Origin of the sequence: Pseudonocardia asaccharolytica DSM 44247 = NBRC 16224 (genome assembly GCF_000423625.1) — a bacterium.
In the GTDB taxonomy this organism is placed as follows: domain Bacteria; phylum Actinomycetota; class Actinomycetes; order Mycobacteriales; family Pseudonocardiaceae; genus Pseudonocardia; species Pseudonocardia asaccharolytica.
Genome location: NZ_AUII01000011.1, coordinates 23,200 through 41,662 on the forward strand (window position 1 = coordinate 23,200; position 18,463 = coordinate 41,662).

At 71.1% G+C, this 18,463-nt stretch carries 16 protein-coding genes and 1 pseudogene; 5 read left to right on the plus strand and 12 right to left on the minus strand.

The genetic code is table 11. The features are described from left to right. Window positions 1-3: 3 nt before the first annotated feature. The 8 genes from G567_RS0113710 to G567_RS0113745 all read right to left on the minus strand — a co-directional run bounded on the left by G567_RS0113710 (window position 4) and on the right by G567_RS0113745 (window position 7,654). Entirely contained in the window at window positions 4-435 is a 432-nt protein-coding gene (locus tag G567_RS0113710) for a fumarate reductase subunit C (RefSeq protein ID WP_084796147.1), read from the minus strand. Continuing rightward, window positions 432-1,175 (minus strand): succinate dehydrogenase/fumarate reductase iron-sulfur subunit, encoded by a 744-nt coding sequence (locus G567_RS0113715; protein ID WP_028930449.1) that lies wholly within the window; start codon window positions 1,173-1,175, stop codon window positions 432-434. The genes G567_RS0113710 and G567_RS0113715 overlap by 4 nt, the downstream gene beginning before the upstream one ends. A gap of 4 nt (window positions 1,176-1,179) precedes the next feature. After that, window positions 1,180-2,919, minus strand: coding sequence for a fumarate reductase (quinol) flavoprotein subunit (frdA, locus tag G567_RS0113720; protein WP_028930450.1), 1,740 nt, complete (start codon window positions 2,917-2,919; stop codon window positions 1,180-1,182). Between the two features lie 18 nt (window positions 2,920-2,937). Next, entirely contained in the window at window positions 2,938-3,171 is a 234-nt protein-coding gene (locus G567_RS35180; RefSeq protein WP_028930451.1) for a hypothetical protein, read from the minus strand. 131 nt (window positions 3,172-3,302) lie between these two features. Next, complete coding sequence (locus tag G567_RS0113730) at window positions 3,303-3,896, minus strand: DUF3156 family protein (protein ID WP_028930452.1); 594 nt, start codon at window positions 3,894-3,896, stop codon at window positions 3,303-3,305. Between the two features lie 29 nt (window positions 3,897-3,925). Next, entirely contained in the window at window positions 3,926-5,350 is a 1,425-nt protein-coding gene (locus tag G567_RS0113735) for an APC family permease (RefSeq protein WP_028930453.1), read from the minus strand. A gap of 43 nt (window positions 5,351-5,393) precedes the next feature. Next, window positions 5,394-7,328 carry a primary-amine oxidase gene (locus G567_RS0113740; protein ID WP_028930454.1) on the minus strand — a complete coding sequence of 645 codons (1,935 nt, stop codon included), beginning with the start codon at window positions 7,326-7,328 and terminating at the stop codon, window positions 5,394-5,396. Window positions 7,329-7,387: 59 nt separating this feature from the next. Continuing rightward, window positions 7,388-7,654 carry a hypothetical protein gene (locus G567_RS0113745; protein WP_028930455.1) on the minus strand — a complete coding sequence of 89 codons (267 nt, stop codon included), beginning with the start codon at window positions 7,652-7,654 and terminating at the stop codon, window positions 7,388-7,390. A 110-nt stretch (window positions 7,655-7,764) separates the two neighbouring features. On the opposite strand from G567_RS0113745, the pseudogene G567_RS36225 reads away from it, so the two are divergent. Then, window positions 7,765-8,270, plus strand: a pseudogene (locus tag G567_RS36225) (SDR family NAD(P)-dependent oxidoreductase). A 104-nt stretch (window positions 8,271-8,374) separates the two neighbouring features. Here the strand turns inward: G567_RS36225 and G567_RS0113760 are convergent. After that, window positions 8,375-9,127 (minus strand): class I SAM-dependent methyltransferase, encoded by a 753-nt coding sequence (locus G567_RS0113760; RefSeq protein ID WP_211223924.1) that lies wholly within the window; start codon window positions 9,125-9,127, stop codon window positions 8,375-8,377. A gap of 199 nt (window positions 9,128-9,326) precedes the next feature. Between G567_RS0113760 and G567_RS0113765 the strand changes: the two genes are divergently transcribed. Then, window positions 9,327-10,904 carry an acyl--CoA ligase family protein gene (locus tag G567_RS0113765; RefSeq protein ID WP_028930459.1) on the plus strand — a complete coding sequence of 526 codons (1,578 nt, stop codon included), beginning with the start codon at window positions 9,327-9,329 and terminating at the stop codon, window positions 10,902-10,904. A gap of 359 nt (window positions 10,905-11,263) precedes the next feature. Here the strand turns inward: G567_RS0113765 and G567_RS0113770 are convergent, their stop codons facing one another. Together G567_RS0113770 and G567_RS0113775 are read right to left on the minus strand one after the other, a co-directional pair. Next, window positions 11,264-12,802 carry a class I adenylate-forming enzyme family protein gene (locus G567_RS0113770; protein ID WP_028930460.1) on the minus strand — a complete coding sequence of 513 codons (1,539 nt, stop codon included), beginning with the start codon at window positions 12,800-12,802 and terminating at the stop codon, window positions 11,264-11,266. Window positions 12,803-12,807: 5 nt separating this feature from the next. Then, window positions 12,808-13,794 carry a phosphotriesterase family protein gene (locus tag G567_RS0113775; RefSeq protein ID WP_028930461.1) on the minus strand — a complete coding sequence of 329 codons (987 nt, stop codon included), beginning with the start codon at window positions 13,792-13,794 and terminating at the stop codon, window positions 12,808-12,810. 174 nt (window positions 13,795-13,968) lie between these two features. Between G567_RS0113775 and G567_RS0113780 the strand changes: the two genes are divergently transcribed. Then, window positions 13,969-14,448 carry a VOC family protein gene (locus tag G567_RS0113780; protein ID WP_028930462.1) on the plus strand — a complete coding sequence of 160 codons (480 nt, stop codon included), beginning with the start codon at window positions 13,969-13,971 and terminating at the stop codon, window positions 14,446-14,448. Window positions 14,449-14,591: 143 nt separating this feature from the next. Here G567_RS0113780 and G567_RS0113785 read toward each other — a convergent pair whose 3' ends face one another. Next, a complete protein-coding gene (locus G567_RS0113785; protein WP_028930463.1) occupies window positions 14,592-15,848 on the minus strand; it encodes an NAD(P)/FAD-dependent oxidoreductase in 1,257 nt (418 codons plus the stop codon). Window positions 15,849-15,949: 101 nt separating this feature from the next. Here G567_RS0113785 and G567_RS0113790 point away from each other — a divergent pair, with 101 nt between their 5' ends. Continuing rightward, window positions 15,950-17,569, plus strand: coding sequence for a PucR family transcriptional regulator (locus G567_RS0113790; RefSeq protein ID WP_051232995.1), 1,620 nt, complete (start codon window positions 15,950-15,952; stop codon window positions 17,567-17,569). A 69-nt stretch (window positions 17,570-17,638) separates the two neighbouring features. After that, entirely contained in the window at window positions 17,639-18,445 is an 807-nt protein-coding gene (locus G567_RS28710; RefSeq protein WP_147200960.1) for a DUF2182 domain-containing protein, read from the plus strand. Window positions 18,446-18,463: the final 18 nt, after the last annotated feature.

Below are 18,463 nucleotides of genomic sequence, written 5' to 3' on the forward strand. Positions count from 1 at the left end.
TCATCAGCCCACCACGAGCCACGCCACCAGAGCGGAGACCACCAGCCACGCGGTGAAATGGCCCGCCGCGACGATCCGGGAGGGCAGCCGTCGCCCGTGCAACCGGACCACCATGGCCTTGGGCGCGAGGTTGAACCAGGTGATCGCGTGCAGGACCACGAAGGCCAGCGCGACGAGATTGAGCACCAGCATCCCCGGCTGGCCGCTCCACTGCAGAAACCCCTGGTAGGCGTCGTTGCCCCGGTGGACGGCCGCGACCAGCAACAGCAGGTACACCACGAACCAGGCGACGAAGACGCAGGACAGCTCGCGCAGCACGAACAGCAGGTAGGACCGGCGACGCACCCACCAGAACACCGATGTCCGCGGCCGGTACGGCCCGGCGGGCAGCGGATGCGCGCCCTGCGCCGGGGACTCGCGCGTCAGCTCGCTCATCGCGCAGCCCACGGCATCAGGACCGATCGCAGCGTCCGGGTCGCCGCCGTGAGCTTGTAGCGCTGGATGGCGCCGGCCGGGTCCACCCCCTTGGGGCAGGCGCTGGTGCATTCGCCGACGTACGTGCAGGCCCACACCCCTTGGGCGGTGGCGAGCAGGTCCAGCCGCTGGTGCGCGCCCTGGTCGCGGGAGTCGAGGTTGTAGCGCTGGGCGAGCGCGATCGCCGCCGGGCCGAGGAAGTCCGGTTCAAGCGCGTACACCGGACAGGCCGCGTAGCAGAGCATGCAGTTGATGCACATGCTGTACTGCTGGTACTCGGCCAGTTGGGCGGGTGTTTGCAGGAACTCGACGTCGTCGACTCCCTGCTCGTCCTCCCGCACCAGCCACGGCTTCACCGCGGGCAGCTTGCGCAGGAAGTCCTCGATCTCGACGACGAGGTCGCGGACGACCGGGAAGTTCGCCAACGGCTCGATGCGGATGGGCCCCGGCGCGTAGTCGGTGAGGAAGGTGCCGCAGGTCAGCACCGGGTTCCCGTTGACGGTCATGCCGCAGCTGCCGCAGATACCCATCCGGCACGACCAGCGGAACGACAACGTGCCGTCGAGCCGGTCCTTGATGTAGTTCAGGCCGTCGAGGACCGCCCACTCCTCGCGCAGTGGGACCACGTACTCCTGCGTCGTCGGTGCGGCGTCCGCGTCGGGCCGGTAGCGGGCGACCTGCAGCGTGATCGTGTCGGGCATGCGCTCACCTCCCGTAGACCCGTTCGCCGGGCGGCCAGCGGGTGATCGTCACCGGCAGGTGGTCGACGCGCGGGGAGCCGGTCGGGTTGCGCGAGACCAGCGAATGCGCCAGGTACCGCGCGTCGTCGCGGTTCGGGAAGTCCGTGCGCTGGTGCGCGCCGCGTGACTCCTCCCGGCGCAGCGCGCAGGCCAGCATGGTCTCCGAGACGTCGAGCATGGCCTCCAGCTCCAGCGCCGCGACCAGCTCGGTGTTGAAGACCCGGCTGGTGTCCTCGACCGTGGCCTTGCCGAGGCGTTCCCGTAGTTCACGGAGTCTGTCCGCGCCCTTGACGATCGACTCGGCCTCGCGGTAGATGCCCGCGCTGCCCTCCATCGTGTGCTGCATCTCGGTGCGGATCTCAGCGATCCGCTCCCGGCCGTCCCGGCGCGCCAGCAGGTCGTGCTCCAGCCGCCGCCGCTCGTCGGCGACCCGGGATCGGACGACGGGACCGGGACGGCCGCGATGGGCGGCGGCGAACTCGGCGGCCGCGATCCCGGCCCGGCGTCCGAAGACCAGCAGCTCCGGCAGCGAGTTGGAGCCCAGCCGGTTGGCCCCGTTGATGCTCACGCAGGCGACCTCGCCCGCCGCATACAGGCCGGGGAGCCCGGTGGCGCCGTCGAGGTCGGTGTGGACGCCGCCCATCATGTAGTGCTGGACCGGCCGCACCGGGATCAGCTCGTGCACCGGGTCGATGCGCTCGTAGCTCAGGCACAGCTCGCGCACGAACGGCAGCTTGCTGTCGATCATCGCCGCTCCGAGGTGGCGCAGGTCCAGATACACAACCGGACCGTAGGGGGTGTCGACGGTGCGGCCCTTCTCCTGCTCATGGACGAACGCCTGGGACAGCCGGTCGCGGGGACCGAGCTCCATGCTGCGCAGCACCGGCGTGGGTGACGGGGTGCCCAGGTCGTAGTCCTGCAGGTAGCGGTAGCCGTCCTTGTTGATCAGCCAGCCGCCCTCCGCGCGGGCCGCCTCGGTGATCAGGATGCCGGTGAAGGGCAGGCCGGTCGGGTGGTACTGGACGAACTCCATATCCTTGAGCGGGGCGCCCGCGCGATAGGCCAGCGCCATTCCGTCACCGGTCTTGATGTTGCCGTTGGTGGTGAACGGGAACACCCGCCCGCACCCGCCCGTGCACAGCACGACAGCCCGTCCGGTGATCGCCTCGACCCGGCCGGTGGCCAGCTCGATGCCGACGACACCGTGCACCCGGTCCTCGTCGACCAGCAGCGTGGTCACGTACCACTCGTCGTACCGGGCGATCTGCGCGTATTTCAGCGAGGTCTGGAACAGCGTGTGCAGCAGGTGGAAACCGGTCTTGTCGGCGGCGAACCAGGTGCGCATCTTCCGCATGCCCCCGAACGCGCGGACCGCGACCTCGCCGTCGGGCAGGCGGCTCCACGGGCAGCCCCAGTGCTCCAGGGCCAGCAGCTCGCGCGGCGCCTCGGCGACGAACGCCTCGACCGCGTCCTGGTCGGCCAGCCAGTCGCTGCCCGAGACGGTGTCGTGGGCGTGCTCGTCGAGGGTGTCACCGGTCGCGATGACCGCCGCGGCGCCGCCCTCGGCCGAGACCGTGTGGCTGCGCATCGGGTAGACCTTGGACACAACCGCCACACGCAGCCGGGGGCTGGTCTGCGCGATCGCGATGGCCGCGCGCAGCCCGGCGCCGCCACCGCCCACCACCACGACATCGTGGTCCACCATGTCCGGGCCCGCCCCGGCTCATTCGGCGTGTTCGGCGGACAGCTGGTTCAGCAGCACCCGGCCGTCGTGCCGGATGACCCGGGTGCGGCAGCTGCCGTCGTGGAACTGGTGCGAGATTGAGTGACAGCCGCAGTCGTAGCGGACGTCGTCGCACAGCATCCCGGAGCCGTCGTCCTCGTGATAGCGGCTGCCGCTCACCCGCTTTCCGCAGGGGGCCTGCTCCTTGGCGAATCCGGTGCTCGTACCGACCACGGCCCACCTCCTCACAGCGGGGCCGATCGGCTCCAGGCGCGGCGCGGGGGTCGTGGTGGAGTGAACGGCCTCGAGTGACGCGTCCGTTCCACATGGCACAACTTCCGGGCGGCCGAGTCAAGCACGAATCGCTAGGGCCGGGTGAGCAGACGGGTGAGCAGCTCCAGTTGGGCGTCCGCTTCGCCGGGCCGGAGCCGGACGGTGTAGGGCGGAAGCGGCGGGAAGTACAGGGCGGTGATTGTTCCGGCCAGCGGCCGCAGCTGCGCGATCCGCCCGTGCGGGGACTCCTCGAGGCGGATCTCGGTGAGCTCGGCGCGCGCGATCAGCGGCCGTAGCGCGGGGTCCGAGCTGAGCGCGTCCGCCCATCCCCGGGCCTTTTCGCTCTTTGATCTCGGGACGAATCGGCCGGGGCGCCCGAAGCGATAGCCGAGCGGGGTGATCGGTCGGCGTATCCCCTCGTTCTTCCCGGCCCACAGGGTGTCGATGAGGGCACCGAAGATTCGGAAGGAGGTCGCAAAGCTCACCTCGATGGTGATGTCCTGACCGATCTGGCCGCGGGCGTAGCGGTATTGCGGTTCCACAACGGGGTGCAGTCCGGCCCGGCGCATGGCCTCGACGGCGACCTCGAGAATCGTCTGGCGGCGTCCCTCGTAGAGCAGCGAAACGCGGTGTCGGAGCGACAACGGCGCCAGCGGCCCCGGCGGGTGCTCGGATGATTGGCTCATCGGTTTTGTCGTGATCGGTTCCGTTGCGGTCAGCCCGACCTGCCCCCTTCGTCGACCGGAGCCGGACGCGGCGCCTTTCGCGCGAGCGCATAGGAGATCAGCGCGGCGAGGAGGGAACCGGCGAAGATGTAGAGGGACATGATGCCGTAGGTGGCGTGCGCTCCCTGGAAGGCGTAGTAGAGCGCGAATCCGGTGCCCCCCGCACCGATGATCGGCACCACGAGCGGGAGCCGGAACGGCCGGTCGACATGGGGGTTGGTGAACCGGGAGATGATGACCAGCAGGTGCCAGAAAATGTAGATGATCACCCAGGCGTAGGAGCCCGCGAAGATGAGGGCCACGACGTCGTGGAAGAAGATCGCGACGATGCAGTACAGGGCCGCGGTGGCGAAGATGGCGACCCACGGCGTGCGGAAGCGGGGGTGCAGGTAGGCGAACGCCCGCGACAGTGGACCGAAGAAATGGCCGTCACGGGCGACGCCGTAGAGGATCCGGGGCATCGCGGCGAGCACGATCACCATGGATGTGTACGTGGCGGCCGCGGTGCCCAGCGCCATCAGGCCGCGTCCCCAGTCGCCGAACATGGCCGCTCCCACCACGAGCTGTGGGCAGCTGCCGTCGCAGCCGGCGGGCCCCAGGGCGGACTCGGCCCATTGCCCGAGGGGCTGCGTGCCGCCCACGCCGGTGCCCATGAACGCGGAGGTGGCGAGGATGGCGAGCAGTCCGAGAACGATCCCGATCGGCAGGTTGCGCCGGGGATTGCGGGTCTCCTCGGCCAGCGGCGCGACGAACTCGATGCCGACGAAGCTCCAGTACGCCAGGGCCAGGGCACCCAGGATGGCGGACCACTCGAAGACACCGATCTCGCCGGCCCAGTTGCTCGCCGACCACGAGCCGGTGTTGGAGAATCCGGTCCATCCGGCGGCGCCGAAGAACCACCGGATGGCCAGCATCCCGACGAGGACGATCGCCTCGATGATCGCCATCGTCCGCACGTGCGCGAGATTGGGCAGGATCGCCAGAACCGTCATCGCGACGATCCACGGGGTGAGGCTGCCGGTGGCGTTGAACAGTGCCTGCAGCCCGAAGGAGCCCGCCGAGATCTCCAGCGCACCGACGAGGCCGAACATGCCGTAGAAGGCGAAGGCGAGGAACATCCCGGTGATGACCGAGGCCGCCCGCCACGGGATCGCTTGTGCGCCGTACTCGTAGAGCGCGCCGGCCCGTGGATAGGTGGTGGACAGCTCCGCGCAGGAGAGCCCGAGGAAAAGATTGATCAGAAACGCGATGAGCAGGGCGATGAGAAAGGCCAGGCCGATCGTGAAATAGCCGACGAAATCGCTGACCAGGGTACTGGCCGCGACGACGAGGCCGACCCCCGCCACGAAGACCGACCACGTTCCCAGCGATTTTTCGAGCCTGGGCTGCTCCGTGCGGACAGCTCGGTCGTTCATCGGGGGCCTCCCCGATCAGTGAATTGTCAGGTGCAGTTCCTGGTCAACCGCAGTGCCCGTTCATCGGGCGTGGCGCATCCAGCGCGGGATTACGGTCGAAGAACCCGGTCGGCTGCAGCGAGAACCCGGCGTACTGCGCGGGCATCACCGGCCAGTCCTCCAGCCGCGCGACGTGGTGGGAGCCGAACGTGTACCACACCACGAGGTCGGTGTCGGCCACCGGCCGGTCCGCCGCGGTCCAGCGAAGCAGCCCCTCGCCGCCCTGATGCTGGTTCGGGTACTCGCCCGCGGCGTGCCGCTCCCGCTCGGCATGGGGCGTGACCCACAGGTGGTGGGCCATGAACCCGGCCCGCCGCATCACGCTCGCCTCGGGCTGCACGAGCGGCACGACGTTGTCGCGCGGCTTGAGCGCATACCCCGGCGGCTCGCCGACGGCGTTGCGCTCGTGCGGGTTGACGATCTTCCAGCACCGGGCCCGGTCCAGGCTCATCCGCCGCTGCGCGGCCAGTTCGGTGTCCAGCAGCGTCTCGCGGGTGCGGTAGGCGTTGCCCAGCGGGTTCTGCGGACCCGGCGGGTCGGTCTCGGTGTCGATCTCGTAGATCGAGTTGGCCACGCCGTCGACGTCGAGGTCCAGCCGCATGTTGAACACGTGCTGGTGGATCGGGGCGTAGAGGCCGTCGGAGTTGAGCAGCTGACCGTGGGTCGGCCGGGTGCCCTCCGGAACCGCGCCGGTGGACATGATCCCGGTCAGCTTGACCTCGAACTGGATCGTCCCGTCCTGGTAGAGGTACCAGAAGAAGCCGTACTCGTAGTTGCCCACGGTCGCGATGAACGAGATCACCAGCCGCCGCGACCGGCGGACCTCGGTCTTCTCGGTGCGGAAGTCGGTGTGCTTCCACAGCAGCCCGTAGTCCTCCTCGTGCAGGCACACCGCGTTCGGGATCGTCATCGGGTTGCCGTCGCCGTCGGCCACCACGCCGTCGAAGTAGTAGATCTCGCCGAGGCAGTCGCAGCCGAGCTCGAGCGGGTTGGCGAGCGTCCCGATGTTGTACTCCCCGGCGTCGAACGCGTTCTTGCGCCGGTGGGTGGGCGCCGGGTCGCCGTAGGGCACGACCATCTCCGACAGCGACGCGCGGTACAGGACGGACCGCTCGCGGTCGCCGTCGGTGTAGCGGACCGTGTTGAGCACCAGGCCCTCGCGCGGGGTGAACCCGACCCGGAACCGCCACCTCTGCCAGCGCACCTCGTGCCCGTCGACGGTGAACGAGGTGCCCTCGGGCTGGGTGATCGAGATCGGTTTGAGGTCGGTGCGCGGTGCCGGGACGTCCGCCGCGTCCGGGGCGTAGTTACCCGGCTGCCGCGGGACGGCGATGACGCCGTGGTCCTCGACCTTCACCACGCGCCGTGCGTTCGTGTCGACGTAGACGATGAGGTTCTCGACGGGGTGGGCGTAGCCGTTGTCGTCGGGTCCGTCCATCTTGACCCAGACCAGGGCACGCAGCAGGCGCCCGGCCTCCTCGTCGCCGTAGTGCCCGGCCGACCAGGGGTCGACCATCACCCCGTCGAACTCGGTGATGCCGCGCTTGCGCAGCGCGTCCTGGACGCCGGCGTCGGCCTTGACGATCGCCTCGCACTCGAAGAACTCCTCGAGCAGCACCTGCGGCTGGACGCCCGGCACGTGTTCCCAGTGGGTCACCGCGCCGTCCGACAGCGACGCGACGGCCTCGTAGGTCTTGCCGTCGGCTTTGTCGAGCACGATCGCGGCCGCCTCCCGGGCGGTGGCGGTCCCGTCGGCCTCGAAGGCGAGCACCGCGGACTTCGGTGGCTCGTGCAGGACGACGGAGACGAACCGGCACGCGTCGCCGAGATGTCCGGCTTCGCGCAGCAGGCCGACCGCGCGAGTGATCTCCTCGGCGGACAGCGGCTCCAGGGGGTGGACGGTGGAGGCCCGGGCCGGGCGCTGTTGCGTCGTAGTCACGCCCCCACCATGGCATTGAGAGGAAACTCACACCAGGCTTTCGGTGTGGCCGAGTCGGTTCAGTATCCGACCCCCGTGCCGTGGGTTGCCTCGACGAGGGCTCGCAGCAGCGGGCTCGACCGTCCTTCGGGGAGCACGAGCTCGACCGTGGTCGGGTCGATGTCCACGCTCGGCCGGTAGGCCAGGTCGGGACGCGGGTCGAGGGTCCACCAACTGCGCCACCGCTCGTCGACGCCGTCGGTGTTGACCTGCGTGACCCCGGCGAGGTCGACGGCGCGCAGCTGCGGATGGGCCGCCAGCGGGTGCTGCGAGGACATCACCAGCACGCGCGGCTCACTGAGGATCGTGACCCACCGATCCGGGGCAGCTCGACCCGGCCGCCAATCCCGCGGTGGGGGCGTGTTCGGCAAGGCACTCGCTGGACCTGGAGCACACGGTGAAGCTGGTCGAGGATCTGGGCCGGCGGGTCGTCGCCGTGCAGGCCGACATGCGCGACCTCGCGGCGTTGGAGGACGCCGTCGCCACCGCGCTCGGCCGGCTGGGGCGCATCGACATCGTGGTCGCCAACGCCGGTATCGGCGCCTTCGGACCCGCGCTGGAGATCGGCGAAGCCGCGTGGCAGGAGATGATCGACATCAACCTCACCGGCGTGTGGAAGACGGTCCGGGCGGCGGTGCCGCCGATGGCCGAGCGGCCAAGCACGGCCTCGTTGGCCTGATGAAGGTACTGGCGGTGGAGCTCGCGCCCCATCGGATCAGGGTCAACTCGATCCACCCGACGCATGTGGACACCGACATGATTCACAACCCGGCGGTCTACAGCTTGTTCGCGCCGGGCGTGCCGGGTGCGGACCGGGAGACGGCGGCTGCGTCGATGAAGGCGATGCACGCCCTCCCGATCTCCTGGGTGGACCCGGTCGACATCAGCCATGCTGTTGCCTGACTCGCCTCGGACGAGGCCGGTACGTCACCGGGGTCGCGCTCCCGGTGGACGGCGGGATCACCGCGCCCTTCACGATCCCCCACGCTGCCGGAGCCGGACGCCGTTCACTCCCGGACCGCGGTGAGGGCGATCGCGCCGAGGTGGTCGCGGTAGCGCTGGAACGTGCGCCAGATCAGGGCGAGCCGCGGCATCACCTCCGGGTGGGCGAGCGTGCGGCCGAGGAAGGCGATGGCCCCGACCAGGCCCTCGTCGGCGAGGAACGTGCGCGGGTCCAGCAGCAGGAGGGGGCAGGTGTGCTCGGTCTGCACGGCGAAACCGCCGCTCTCGACGAGTCCGCGCCACTCGGTGGCGGTGAGCGGCCGGGCGCCCACCGCCAGCACCCGGCTCAGGGTGCGCTCGATATCGGCCTTGGCCGCCTCCGCGAGCCCATCCGGGGTGAGCAGCAGTTCGTGGATGCCGTACCGGCCGCCGGGCCGCAGCAGGCGCGCCGCCTCGGCCACGATCGCGCTTTTCCGGCTCGCCGGCTCCAGGGTGAGCAGCGCCTCGCCGTAGACGACCGTGGCGCACCCGCTCGCCAGCCCCGTCCGGTGGACCGGCGCGACGAGGCAACGCTGGTCGGGACCGGACAGCACGGCGCGGGCCCGGCTCGCCTCCGCCGCACCGCGTTCGATGCCCGTGTACGACCGGGGAGCACCGGCCAGCGCGAGCGCCGCGGTGCGGCCCAGCCCGGGCCACATCTCGACGACGTCGTCGTCGGGGCCGATCCGCAGCGCCTCGATCATCCGGCGAGAGGGCGCGAGCCCGCCCGGCCGCATCACCCGCTTGCCCAACCGTCCGAGCATCCAATGCGCCGGCATCCGGGTGAGTGGAAGTCCCTCGCCCAGCCGCGGTTCAGTTGCGGGTGAATCGTGTGGCATACGCACGGCGGTTAGTTTAGCCACACCTAACTTTATCGCCAGGATCTCGTGTGCCCGGCCTGCCGATTCCAGCCGATCGGGTCGAGGATGGGTCACGGAGCGGATCCCCGGTTCCGCACCCCGAGAAGGGAGCCTCCTGATGCCCGACGAGCTGGACCTGCTGTCGTTCGAGCCCCTGACCCCGGTGTCGTTCCTGGACCGGGCGGCGTCGGCACATGGGGAGCGGACCGCGGTCGTCGACGGGGCCGATCGGTGGACCTATGCGCAGCTGCACGAGCGCTGCCGCCGGTTGGCGGGTGGGCTGGCACCGATCGCGCGGGGACGTCCGGTAGCGGTGCTGGCGCCGAACTCGCACGTGCTGCTCGAGGCGTCGTTCGGCGTGCCGTGGGCCGGAGTGCCGCTGGTGGCGGTGAACACCCGGCTCGCGGCCGGGGAAGTCGCCTACATCCTCGAGCACTCCGAGGCGGCGGTGCTGGTGCACGACCCGGTGTTCGATGAGCTGGTCGATCGCGCGCTGGCCGGGCTGGCCGACCCGCCCGCGCGGATCCGGGCGGGCGCGGGGGACGGCGGCGAGTACGACGCCCTGCTCGCGGCCGCGATGCCGACCGCGGTCCAGCCGTCCGACGAGCGGACGGTGTTGTCGATCAACTACACGTCCGGCACCACGGGCAAGCCCAAGGGCGTGCTCTACCACCACCGGGGTGCCTACCTGCAGGCGCTGGCCATGGTGGCGCACACCGGGCTCTCCCCGTCGGCGGTGCATCTGTGGACGCTGCCGATGTTCCACTGCAACGGCTGGTGCTTCCCGTGGGCGGTGACGGCGGCGGCGGCCGCCCACATCTGCCTGCCGAAGGTCGACCCGGCTCTGGTGTGGCGGCTGATCCGCGCCGAGGGCGTCACACATCTGGAGGGGGCGCCGACGGTGCTGTCGATGCTGGCCTACGCCGGCGATGCGGCCCCGCTGGAGCGGACCGTCCACGTCGCGATCGGCGGCGCGCCGCCGAGCCCCGCGATCCTGCGCCGGATGGGAGAGCTGGGGTTCGATGTCACGCACCTCTACGGACTCACCGAGACGTTCGGGCCGGCGATGATCTGCGACTGGCGTCCGGAGTGGAACGACCTCGACCCGGCCGCGCAGGCGCGCCTCAAGGCGCGCCAGGGCGTCGGGAACATCGTCGCCTGCACGGTGCGGGTGGTCGACCGCGACGGGTCGGATGTGCCCGCCGACGGGCGGACCGTGGGGGAGATCACGTTGCGCGGCAACAACGTGATGCTCGGCTACCTCAAGGACCCGGAGGCGACCCTGGCGGCCGCGCCGGACGGCTGGTTCCGCACCGGCGATCTGGGCGTGCTGCATCCGGACGGGTACGTGGAGCTGCGCGACCGGAGCAAGGACGTGATCATCTCCGGTGGGGAGAACATCGCCTCGGTCGAGGTGGAGCAGGCGATCGCCGACCATCCTGCGGTGCTGGAGGTGGCGGTGATCGCGGTCCCCGACGAGCGGTGGGGCGAGGTTCCGGCGGCGTACGTGTCGCTGCAGGAGGGCACGGCGGCCACCGAGGCCGAGATCATCGAGCACGTGCGCGGGCGGCTCGCCCATTTCAAGGCGCCCAGGCACGTGGTCTTCGGCGAGCTGCCCAAGACCTCGACCGGCAAGATCCAGAAGTACGTGCTGCGGGAGAAGGCCTGGGGCGGCGTGGAGCGCAAGATCCACTAGTATTCCGGCCCGGTGCGTCCAGTGACCAGGAGGTGATCGTCCAGCGATCGTGTCGTGGTCCGAAGCTCGTGCGCAAGCACTGAGACGTACGACGCACGGAGTATCCGCGAATACGACCGCTGTGCGACGCCGGCGCGGGACGGGCGCCCGGGGATGGCCTGCACGGATCTGAGGGGTACCCCCACCCGCCCCGGGTCTGGGTCATGTTCGCCGCCGCGGCGGCACCCACTACGGGTTGCTCGTCGTGCACGTGTTCACGGCCTTGGTGGCGCTCGTGCTCGGCCCGCTGCAGTTCGTGCCGGCGATCCGCGGTGGCGACGTGACGCGGCCCGGCCGCGCGAGGGAGCAGGCGCCGCGGCTCAGCGGCCGTGCACCGGCTCGCCCCATGTCGTGTTCTCGCGCAGCTGCCGTTTGAGGATCTTTCCGCCGGGGTTGCGCGGCAGCGGCTCGGGGCGGACGGAGAAGAACTGCGGGACCTTGAAGTCGGCGAGACGCTCGCGCAGGTGGGCCACCACGCGGTCGGTGTCGAACTCGCCGCCCGGCAGCGGTACGACGACGGCGCCCACCTTCTCGCCCATCACCTCGTTGGGCACCGGGACCACGGCCGCGTCGGCCACCCCCGGGGCGCCGGCCAGCGCGTTCTCCACCTCGACGCAGTACACGTTCTCCCCGCCGCGGTTGATCATGTCCTTGACCCGGTCGACGATGTACACCAGGCCCTCGGCGTCGATCCGGGCCAGATCGCCGCTGTGCAGCCAGCCGTCGACGAAGGTCTCCCGCGTGGCGTCGGGCTGGTTCCAGTAGCCGGCGACCACGTTGGGGCCACGGATGAGCAGCTCGCCGACCCCGCTCGCCGGGTTCACCGCGTCCAGCGCAAGATCCACGACGGGCGCGGCGAAGCCGACCGACTCGACGTGCTCGGCCGCCCGTTCGTGCGGCAGGAAGGTCGCGATCGAGGAGGTCTCGGTGAGGCCGAAGCCGTTGCCGAGCCGGGCGTTCGGGAACCGCTCCTGGATCCGCGCCACCAGCGACGGCGCGATCGGGGAGCCGCCGTAGGCGACCCGGGTCACCGCGCTGACGTCGAACTCGGCGAAGTTCGGCTGCGCGACCGCGAGCGCGTAGATCGCGGGCGCGCTGGTCAGCAGGTTGATCCGCTCCTCGACGACCGCGCGCAGGAAGGCCTGGACCTCGAAGGTGGGCAGCACGACCGTCGTGCCGCCGATCGCGAGCTGCACGAGCAGCTGGCTGTTGCACCCGGTGACGTGGAACAGCGGCACCGAGACGAGGTTGCGCAGCGCCGGGCCCTCGGCGCGATCGAGGTCGATCACCCGCACCGCTGTTTCCACATTGGACAGAAAGTTCTCGTGGCTGGTCATCGCCCCCTTGGGGAATCCGGTGGTGCCGCTGGTGTAGAAGATGGCGGCGAGGTCGGACGGGCCGAGGCCCTCCTGCGCCCGTGGCTCCCCGTCGGGCAGCGGCTCGCCGGGCCGCAGGACCAGCGTGGACCCGGAGTCGGCGAGCACGTAGTCGATCTCGGGCCCCGCGAAGCGGGTGTTCACCGGTACCGCGACCGCACCGGCCAGCAGCGTGCCGAGGAAGCCGAGCACCCAGTCCACCCCGGCGGGCAGCAGGCCGGCCACCCGGTCGCCGCGGCCGACCCCGGCCTCGGCCAGCCCGCCCGCGACGCGGGCCGCGCGCTCCCACAGTTGTCGATAGCTCAGCCGCTCGCCGTCGATCTCGACCAGCGCCTCGACGTCCGGGAACCGCTCGACCGAGGCGCGCACCATGGCGACGAGGGAGCCGGGCAGGTCGGTGTAGTGCGCGATGCCGCGGGCGTCGCGCTCGATCTCCGAGGTGTCGAACGGGGCGGCGCCGCGGGGGTGGGGCTCGATCGGCATGGCGCTCAACCCTCCTTCGGCGTGAAGTACCGGCGCGGGTTGTCCACGAGCATCGTGGTGATCTGCTCGTCGGCGACCCCCCGCTCGCGCAGCGCGGGCAGCACATCGTTGCTGATGTGCAGGTAGTGCCAGTTGGGCGCCGCCTGCGCCAGCGCCTGCTGCGCCGCCTCTCCGGAGAAGAAGTCCATGTAGCAGGCTGCGTCGTGGGCGAGCACGATGCGGTCGGCGTAGCCCTGCTCGCACAGCGTCGCGATCGTCGCCACCCGGTCCGCGGTGGGGTTGAACAAGTCGAGGCCGAAGCGGTCGCAGCCGATCGTCGCGCCCTGATCCATGATCCGTTTCAGGTAGTCGAGGTCGTTGGTGTCCCCGGAATGCCCGATGACGACCTTCGTGAGGTCGACGCCCTCCTTCGCGTAGAGCTCCATGGCGAGCCTGCCGGTCTGGTGCGCCGCGTTGGTGTGCACGGTGATCGGCACGCCGGTCTCGCGGTGCGTCGCGCAGACCGCCCGCTGCACCCGGGTCTGGTCGGGGGTCAGCCCGCGCTCCTCGACCACGCATTTGAGAAACGCCGCCTTCACCCCGGTGTCGCCGATGCCCTCGCGGATATCGCGCACGAACATCTCGGTCATCAGCTCCGGTCCGCCGAGCAGCGTGTCGGGCCCTCGGTAGTGGAAGAAATGCGGAATCTCGTCGAACGTGTAGAGGCCCGTGGCCACCACGATGTTGATGTCGACCTCGGTGTTGATCCGCGCCACGCGGGGGAGGTATCGGCCCAGGCCGACCACGGTGGGATCGACGATGGTGTCGATCCCGGCCTCCGCGAGCGCGCGCAGCTTGCCGATCGCGTCGGCGACCCGTTCCTCCTCGTCCCACCACAGGTCGCCGTAGTTCTGCTGGACGTCGGGCGTGAGCACGAAGACGTGCTCGTGCATCAGCGTCACGCCCAGATCGTCGATGCTCACCGGCCCACGCACCGTCTCGACCGTCGCCATTGACGCCTCCTTCTCGGAAACAGCACGTGTCTCGATCGTGGTGCTGGCCACACGAAAGGGTCAAGGGTGAGGCGGGGATCTCGGCCCTGAGGCACAGATGAGTTTCCGCCGGCCGGTGCGTCTGTACCTATGACACCGATGACCCGGCAGCAACCCGAGGACGAGGAGGGGTTCATGGGAAGTGTCAGCACGTGCCTGTGGTTCGACGGGCAGGCCGAGGAGGCGGCGAGATTCTACACGTCGGTGGTGAAGAACTCGCGGATCACCGGCGTGGTGCCCTACGGCGACGCGGGTCCCGGTCCGAAGGGGTCGGTGATGATCGTGACGTTCGAGCTGGACGGGCAGCGGTTCCTCGGCCTCAACGGGGGCCCGGAGTTCACCTTCGACGAGGCGATCTCGGTCCACCTCACCTGTGACTCGCAGGAGGAGATCGACGAGCTGTGGGCGAGGCTCACCGCGGACGGCGGGGCGGAAGGCCCGTGCGGCTGGCTGAAGGACAAGTACGGCCTGTCCTGGCAGATCGACTCCCGCGTCCTGCACGAGATGCTCGTCTCCGACGATCAGGAGGCGGCGGCGCGCGCGACCAGGGCGATGCTGGGCATGAGGAAGCTCGACATCCAGGCCCTTCGGGAGGCCTACGACGGCACGGCCTGACGGGTACGGCCGCCGACCGTCCCGCCCATGGGCGGGGTCGGCCACCGTCGAGCAGCCGCGGGTCGGTCGGTGTCGGCCGGGCCGGCGGCATCCCGAGGCCCCGGCCGTCCGCGCGGATCGGCGGGGGTCAGCGGATGGGCCGGTCAGCGGAGCGGGTCGAACGGGGCCAGCTCCGCGGGGCGGTGGCCCGTCGTGATCACCTCGGCGAGGAGCTGCCCGGTGACCGGCCCCAGGGTGATGCCCCACATGCCGTGGCCACCCGCCACGAAGACCCGCGGCGAGCGGGTCGCGCCGATCAGCGGCAGGCCGTCGGGGGTGCACGGGCGGGCACCGACCCATTCGTCGGTGCGGTCGTCGAGGTCGGCGCCGCGCAGCAATGGACGCGCCGCGTCGGCGATCGCGCGGATCCGCCGCGGGTCCAGGGGCGCGCCGGGCGAGCGGAACTCCATCATCCCGGCGACCCGCAGCCGGTCGCCGATCGGCGTGCAGGCGACGCGCTGCGCCGGGAAGTAGACCGGACCGGACGGGAGGTGTTCGATCGGGACGCTGAAGCTGTAGCCGCGGCCGGCCTGGACCGGGACGCGGACCCCGAACTGCCGGGCCAGATCCGTCAGCCAGGCGCCGGTGGCGATCACCACCGCGTCGGCGGACTCCGTCCCGCCCCCGATCAGGTCGATCTCGACGCCGCCCGAGCCGTCGCGGATCGCGGCGATCTCGGCGCCGTCGCGGATCGTTCCGCCGCGCCGACGCACGCTCCCGGCGAGATGGTGCACATAGCGGCCGGGGTCGATGAAGCGCTGGCCGTGCAACCGGACCGCCGAGTCGACCTGCGCCGAGAGCGACGGTTCGATCTCGCGGGCCTCCGCGCCGCTGAGCACCTCGAACTCGATGCACTGGCCCGCGGTACTGATGTGGTCGAGCTCCTCGAGCAGCACCCCGCGGTCGGCCTCGGCCCGGTAGGCGGCGAGGAAGGACTTGGCCTCGATGGTCTCGGCGGCCACGCCGCCGTCGGCCAGCGCGTCGAACGCGGCCAGCGCGCGGCGGTTGATCGGGACCAGCGCGGCCATCGACGTCCTCCAGTGAGCCGCCGTGCTGTGCCGGGCGAAGCCGGCCAGGAACCGCAGCAGCCGCGGATCGGCGCGCGGCGGGACGTAGACCGGGGATGCGGGGCTGAGCAGCGCGCGCAGCCCGTAGCGCAGCACCGCCGGTTCCGGGAGCGGGGTGGCCAGGCCGGGGGTGAGCCAGCCCGCGTTGCCCCAGGACGAGCCCGCGGCGACCCCGGTACGGTCGAGCACGGTGACCGATACGCCACGGTCCTGCAGAAACCAGGCCGTCGCCAGGCCGAGCATGCCGGCGCCGATCACGGCGACGCGGTCGGGGGCGGCTGCGGCGGGGACCATCACGGGCTCCTTCGACGACAAGCGGATGAATCCGATATTGCGCCCCGGTACCTGACTTGTCTGCGTGTGCTTGGGACAATCGAGGCGCATCTGATTGTGTGATGAGCACAATCAGCGTGCAGAGTTCCGGCATGCCGACACCCTGGGAGGCGCCCGTGATCACCGTTGAGGCGCTGGTCGAGGCGGTGGGCGGGGCGCTGCTTCGGCTGGTGGTGGAAGGGGAGGGCGGCGAGGTCGAGGACGTCACCCTGGCCGAGCCGGAGGCGGGGATCGTCGGGGTGTCCGGAGACCTGGTGCTCGGCGTCGGGATCGGTGCGGCAGGCTCGGCGCTGGACCTGCTCGAACGGGCCGGGCCCGCCGGCGCCGGGGGAGTGGTGCTGCGGGCCGGGCCGGCCCGCGACCCTCAGGTCGTCGCGACTGCACAACGGCTCGGGATGGCGCTGGTCGAACTGCAGCCGCACGCGTCGTGGAGCCACGTGGTGTGGCTGCTGCGCGGGGTCCTCGACCGGGCCGCGGCGCCGGGAGCGCCGCTGCTCGGCGACGCCGGAGTGCACGGCGAGCTGTTCGCCCTCGCCGACGCTGCCGCCGCGATCGTGGATGCGCCGGTGACCATCGAGGACGCCCAGTCCCGGGTGCTCGCCTATTCGGCTCGCCAGGAGCGCACCGATCCGGCCCGGGTGTCCACGATCGTCGGGCGCCGGGTGCCCGAGCCGGTCCAGGCCCATTTCCGCGCCCGCGGAGTGTTCCGCAAGATGGCCCGTTCCAGCGAGCCGTTCTACGTCCCCGAAGGACCGGACGGAACGCTGCCTCGGATGGTCGTCCCGGTCCGGGCCGGCGGCGAGTGGCTCGGTTCGATCTGGGCGGTGGTCACCGGCCCGGTCCCGCAGGCGCGGGTGCACGAGCTGACCCGGGCGGCGTCCGTGCTCGCGCTGCACCTGCTGCGCCTGCGCGCCCAGGCCGATATGGCCCGGCGGGCCTCGACCGAGCAGATCCGCGCCCTGCTGCGTGGTGCCGTGCCGGGCACCGACCCCGGGCCGTGGCTACCGGCGGGCCCGTGGCGGGTGGTCGCGCTCGGAGCCCCGGAGGCCACCACGGACGTGCGCCGGGCACTGGATCTGTGGGAGTCGATCGCCCGCCGGTTCGGCTGGCAACAGCCGTTGCTCGCCGATCTCGACGGCGTCGTATTCGCCCTGCTGACCGTGCCCGGGAGGCCCGGCACGGCAGGCTCGCTGGCCTGGCTGCGGGGGCTGATCGACGCGGTGCACCCGCACGACCCCGCGCTGCGTGCCGCCCTCGGCCGGCTGGTCACCGACCGCGGCGAGCTGCCTCGTTCGCGCCGGGAGGCCGCCGAGCTGGTCGTCCTGCTGGGCACCGACCGATTCCCCGGACCCGTCCTCGGAATCGAGGACGCCTGGTACGCGGTCACCACCGCCAGGGCGAATGCCGCGGTCCGGGCCGAGGACGGTCTGCTCGGCGGCCCCCTGCCCGCGCTGCTCGCGCACGACCGCGAGCACGGTACGGCCTACCTCGCCACCCTGGCCGCCTGGCTCGACCACGCCGGCGAGCCCAAGACCACCGCGGCCGCCCTGCACATCCACGTCAACACCCTGCGCTACCGCATGCGCCGCATCGCCGAGGTGGCCCCGCTCGATCTGCGCTCACCCGAGATCCGGCTCGCCCTGCAGCTCCAGCTCGCGGCGCTGGCGTCCGCCCAGAAGTGATATTGACCATAGCGTGGGCTGTCGGCCAGGATAAGTCGATCGTGCTTCGAGGACGGGGGGCCGGGACCGATGGTCGACCAGGCCCAGGCCTCGTACCGAGAGCGGTTGCGCGATCCGGGTGTCATGCTGTGGGCGGTCGCGGCGGTGTGCTGGGCCGCGTTGCTGGTGCCGATCCTGGTCGGCGGCCTCGGCGGACACGATCACCTTCTCGGCGACTCGACGCTGCCGGTGCCGGCCGCTCTGCTGGTGTTCGCCGGCTCGTGGCTGGTGATGATCGGGGCGATGATGCTGCCCACGACGGTGCCGATGGTGCGGCTGTTCACCGTGGTCAGTGCCCGCCAGCCCCGGCCGGCGGCGGCACGGGCGGCGTTCCTGGCAGGCTATCTGGCGCTCTGGATGGCGTTCGCGCTGGTTGCGCTGGCCGCCGCCACCGGGATCCAGGCCGTGGTGGCGCGGTGGCCGTGGCTCGACGCCCGCCCCCAGTGGGTCCTGGCCGGCGTGCTGGCGATCGCCGGGGCGTTCCAGTTCAGCCCGCTCAAACAGCGCTGTCTGACCCAGTGCCGGGATCCCAAGGCCTTCCTCTACCTGCACTACCGCCGCGGCGCCCGGGGCGGCTGGGCGCTGGGACTGCGACACGGCCTGTCCTGCCTGGGTTGCTGCTGGGCGTTGATGCTGGTCATGTTCGGCGCCGGGGTGGGGAACCTGCTGGTCATGGTCGTGCTGACGGCGGTGATGGTGGCGGAGAAGAACACCCGATGGGGGAAGTGGATCGCGGCTCCGGTGGGGGTGGTCCTGCTGTTCGCGGCCGCGGCGGTGGCGCTCGACGGGATCGGAGCTCCTGCCACAGGCGGGCACGAGCACATGCAGGTGCGGTGAACCAACCAGGAGGAGATC

Excerpts from the sequence above, each read along its gene's own strand:
- G567_RS0113770 (WP_028930460.1), bottom strand. The coding sequence starts at position 12,802 with ATGCCGATCGAGCCCCACCCCCGCGGCGCCGCCCCGTTCGACACCTCG.
- G567_RS0113760 (WP_211223924.1), bottom strand. The coding sequence starts at position 9,127 with ATGCCGGCGCATTGGATGCTCGGACGGTTGGGCAAGCGGGTGATGCGG.
- G567_RS0113710 (WP_084796147.1), bottom strand. The coding sequence starts at position 435 with ATGAGCGAGCTGACGCGCGAGTCCCCGGCGCAGGGCGCGCATCCGCTG.
- frdA (WP_028930450.1), bottom strand. The coding sequence starts at position 2,919 with ATGGTGGACCACGATGTCGTGGTGGTGGGCGGTGGCGGCGCCGGGCTG.
- G567_RS28710 (WP_147200960.1), top strand. The coding sequence starts at position 17,639 with ATGGTCGACCAGGCCCAGGCCTCGTACCGAGAGCGGTTGCGCGATCCG.
- G567_RS0113785 (WP_028930463.1), bottom strand. The coding sequence starts at position 15,848 with ATGGTCCCCGCCGCAGCCGCCCCCGACCGCGTCGCCGTGATCGGCGCC.
- G567_RS0113775 (WP_028930461.1), bottom strand. The coding sequence starts at position 13,794 with ATGGCGACGGTCGAGACGGTGCGTGGGCCGGTGAGCATCGACGATCTG.
- G567_RS0113730 (WP_028930452.1), bottom strand. The coding sequence starts at position 3,896 with ATGAGCCAATCATCCGAGCACCCGCCGGGGCCGCTGGCGCCGTTGTCG.
- G567_RS0113790 (WP_051232995.1), top strand. The coding sequence starts at position 15,950 with ATGAGCACAATCAGCGTGCAGAGTTCCGGCATGCCGACACCCTGGGAG.
- G567_RS0113715 (WP_028930449.1), bottom strand. The coding sequence starts at position 1,175 with ATGCCCGACACGATCACGCTGCAGGTCGCCCGCTACCGGCCCGACGCG.
- G567_RS0113735 (WP_028930453.1), bottom strand. The coding sequence starts at position 5,350 with ATGAACGACCGAGCTGTCCGCACGGAGCAGCCCAGGCTCGAAAAATCG.
- G567_RS0113765 (WP_028930459.1), top strand. The coding sequence starts at position 9,327 with ATGCCCGACGAGCTGGACCTGCTGTCGTTCGAGCCCCTGACCCCGGTG.
- G567_RS0113780 (WP_028930462.1), top strand. The coding sequence starts at position 13,969 with ATGGGAAGTGTCAGCACGTGCCTGTGGTTCGACGGGCAGGCCGAGGAG.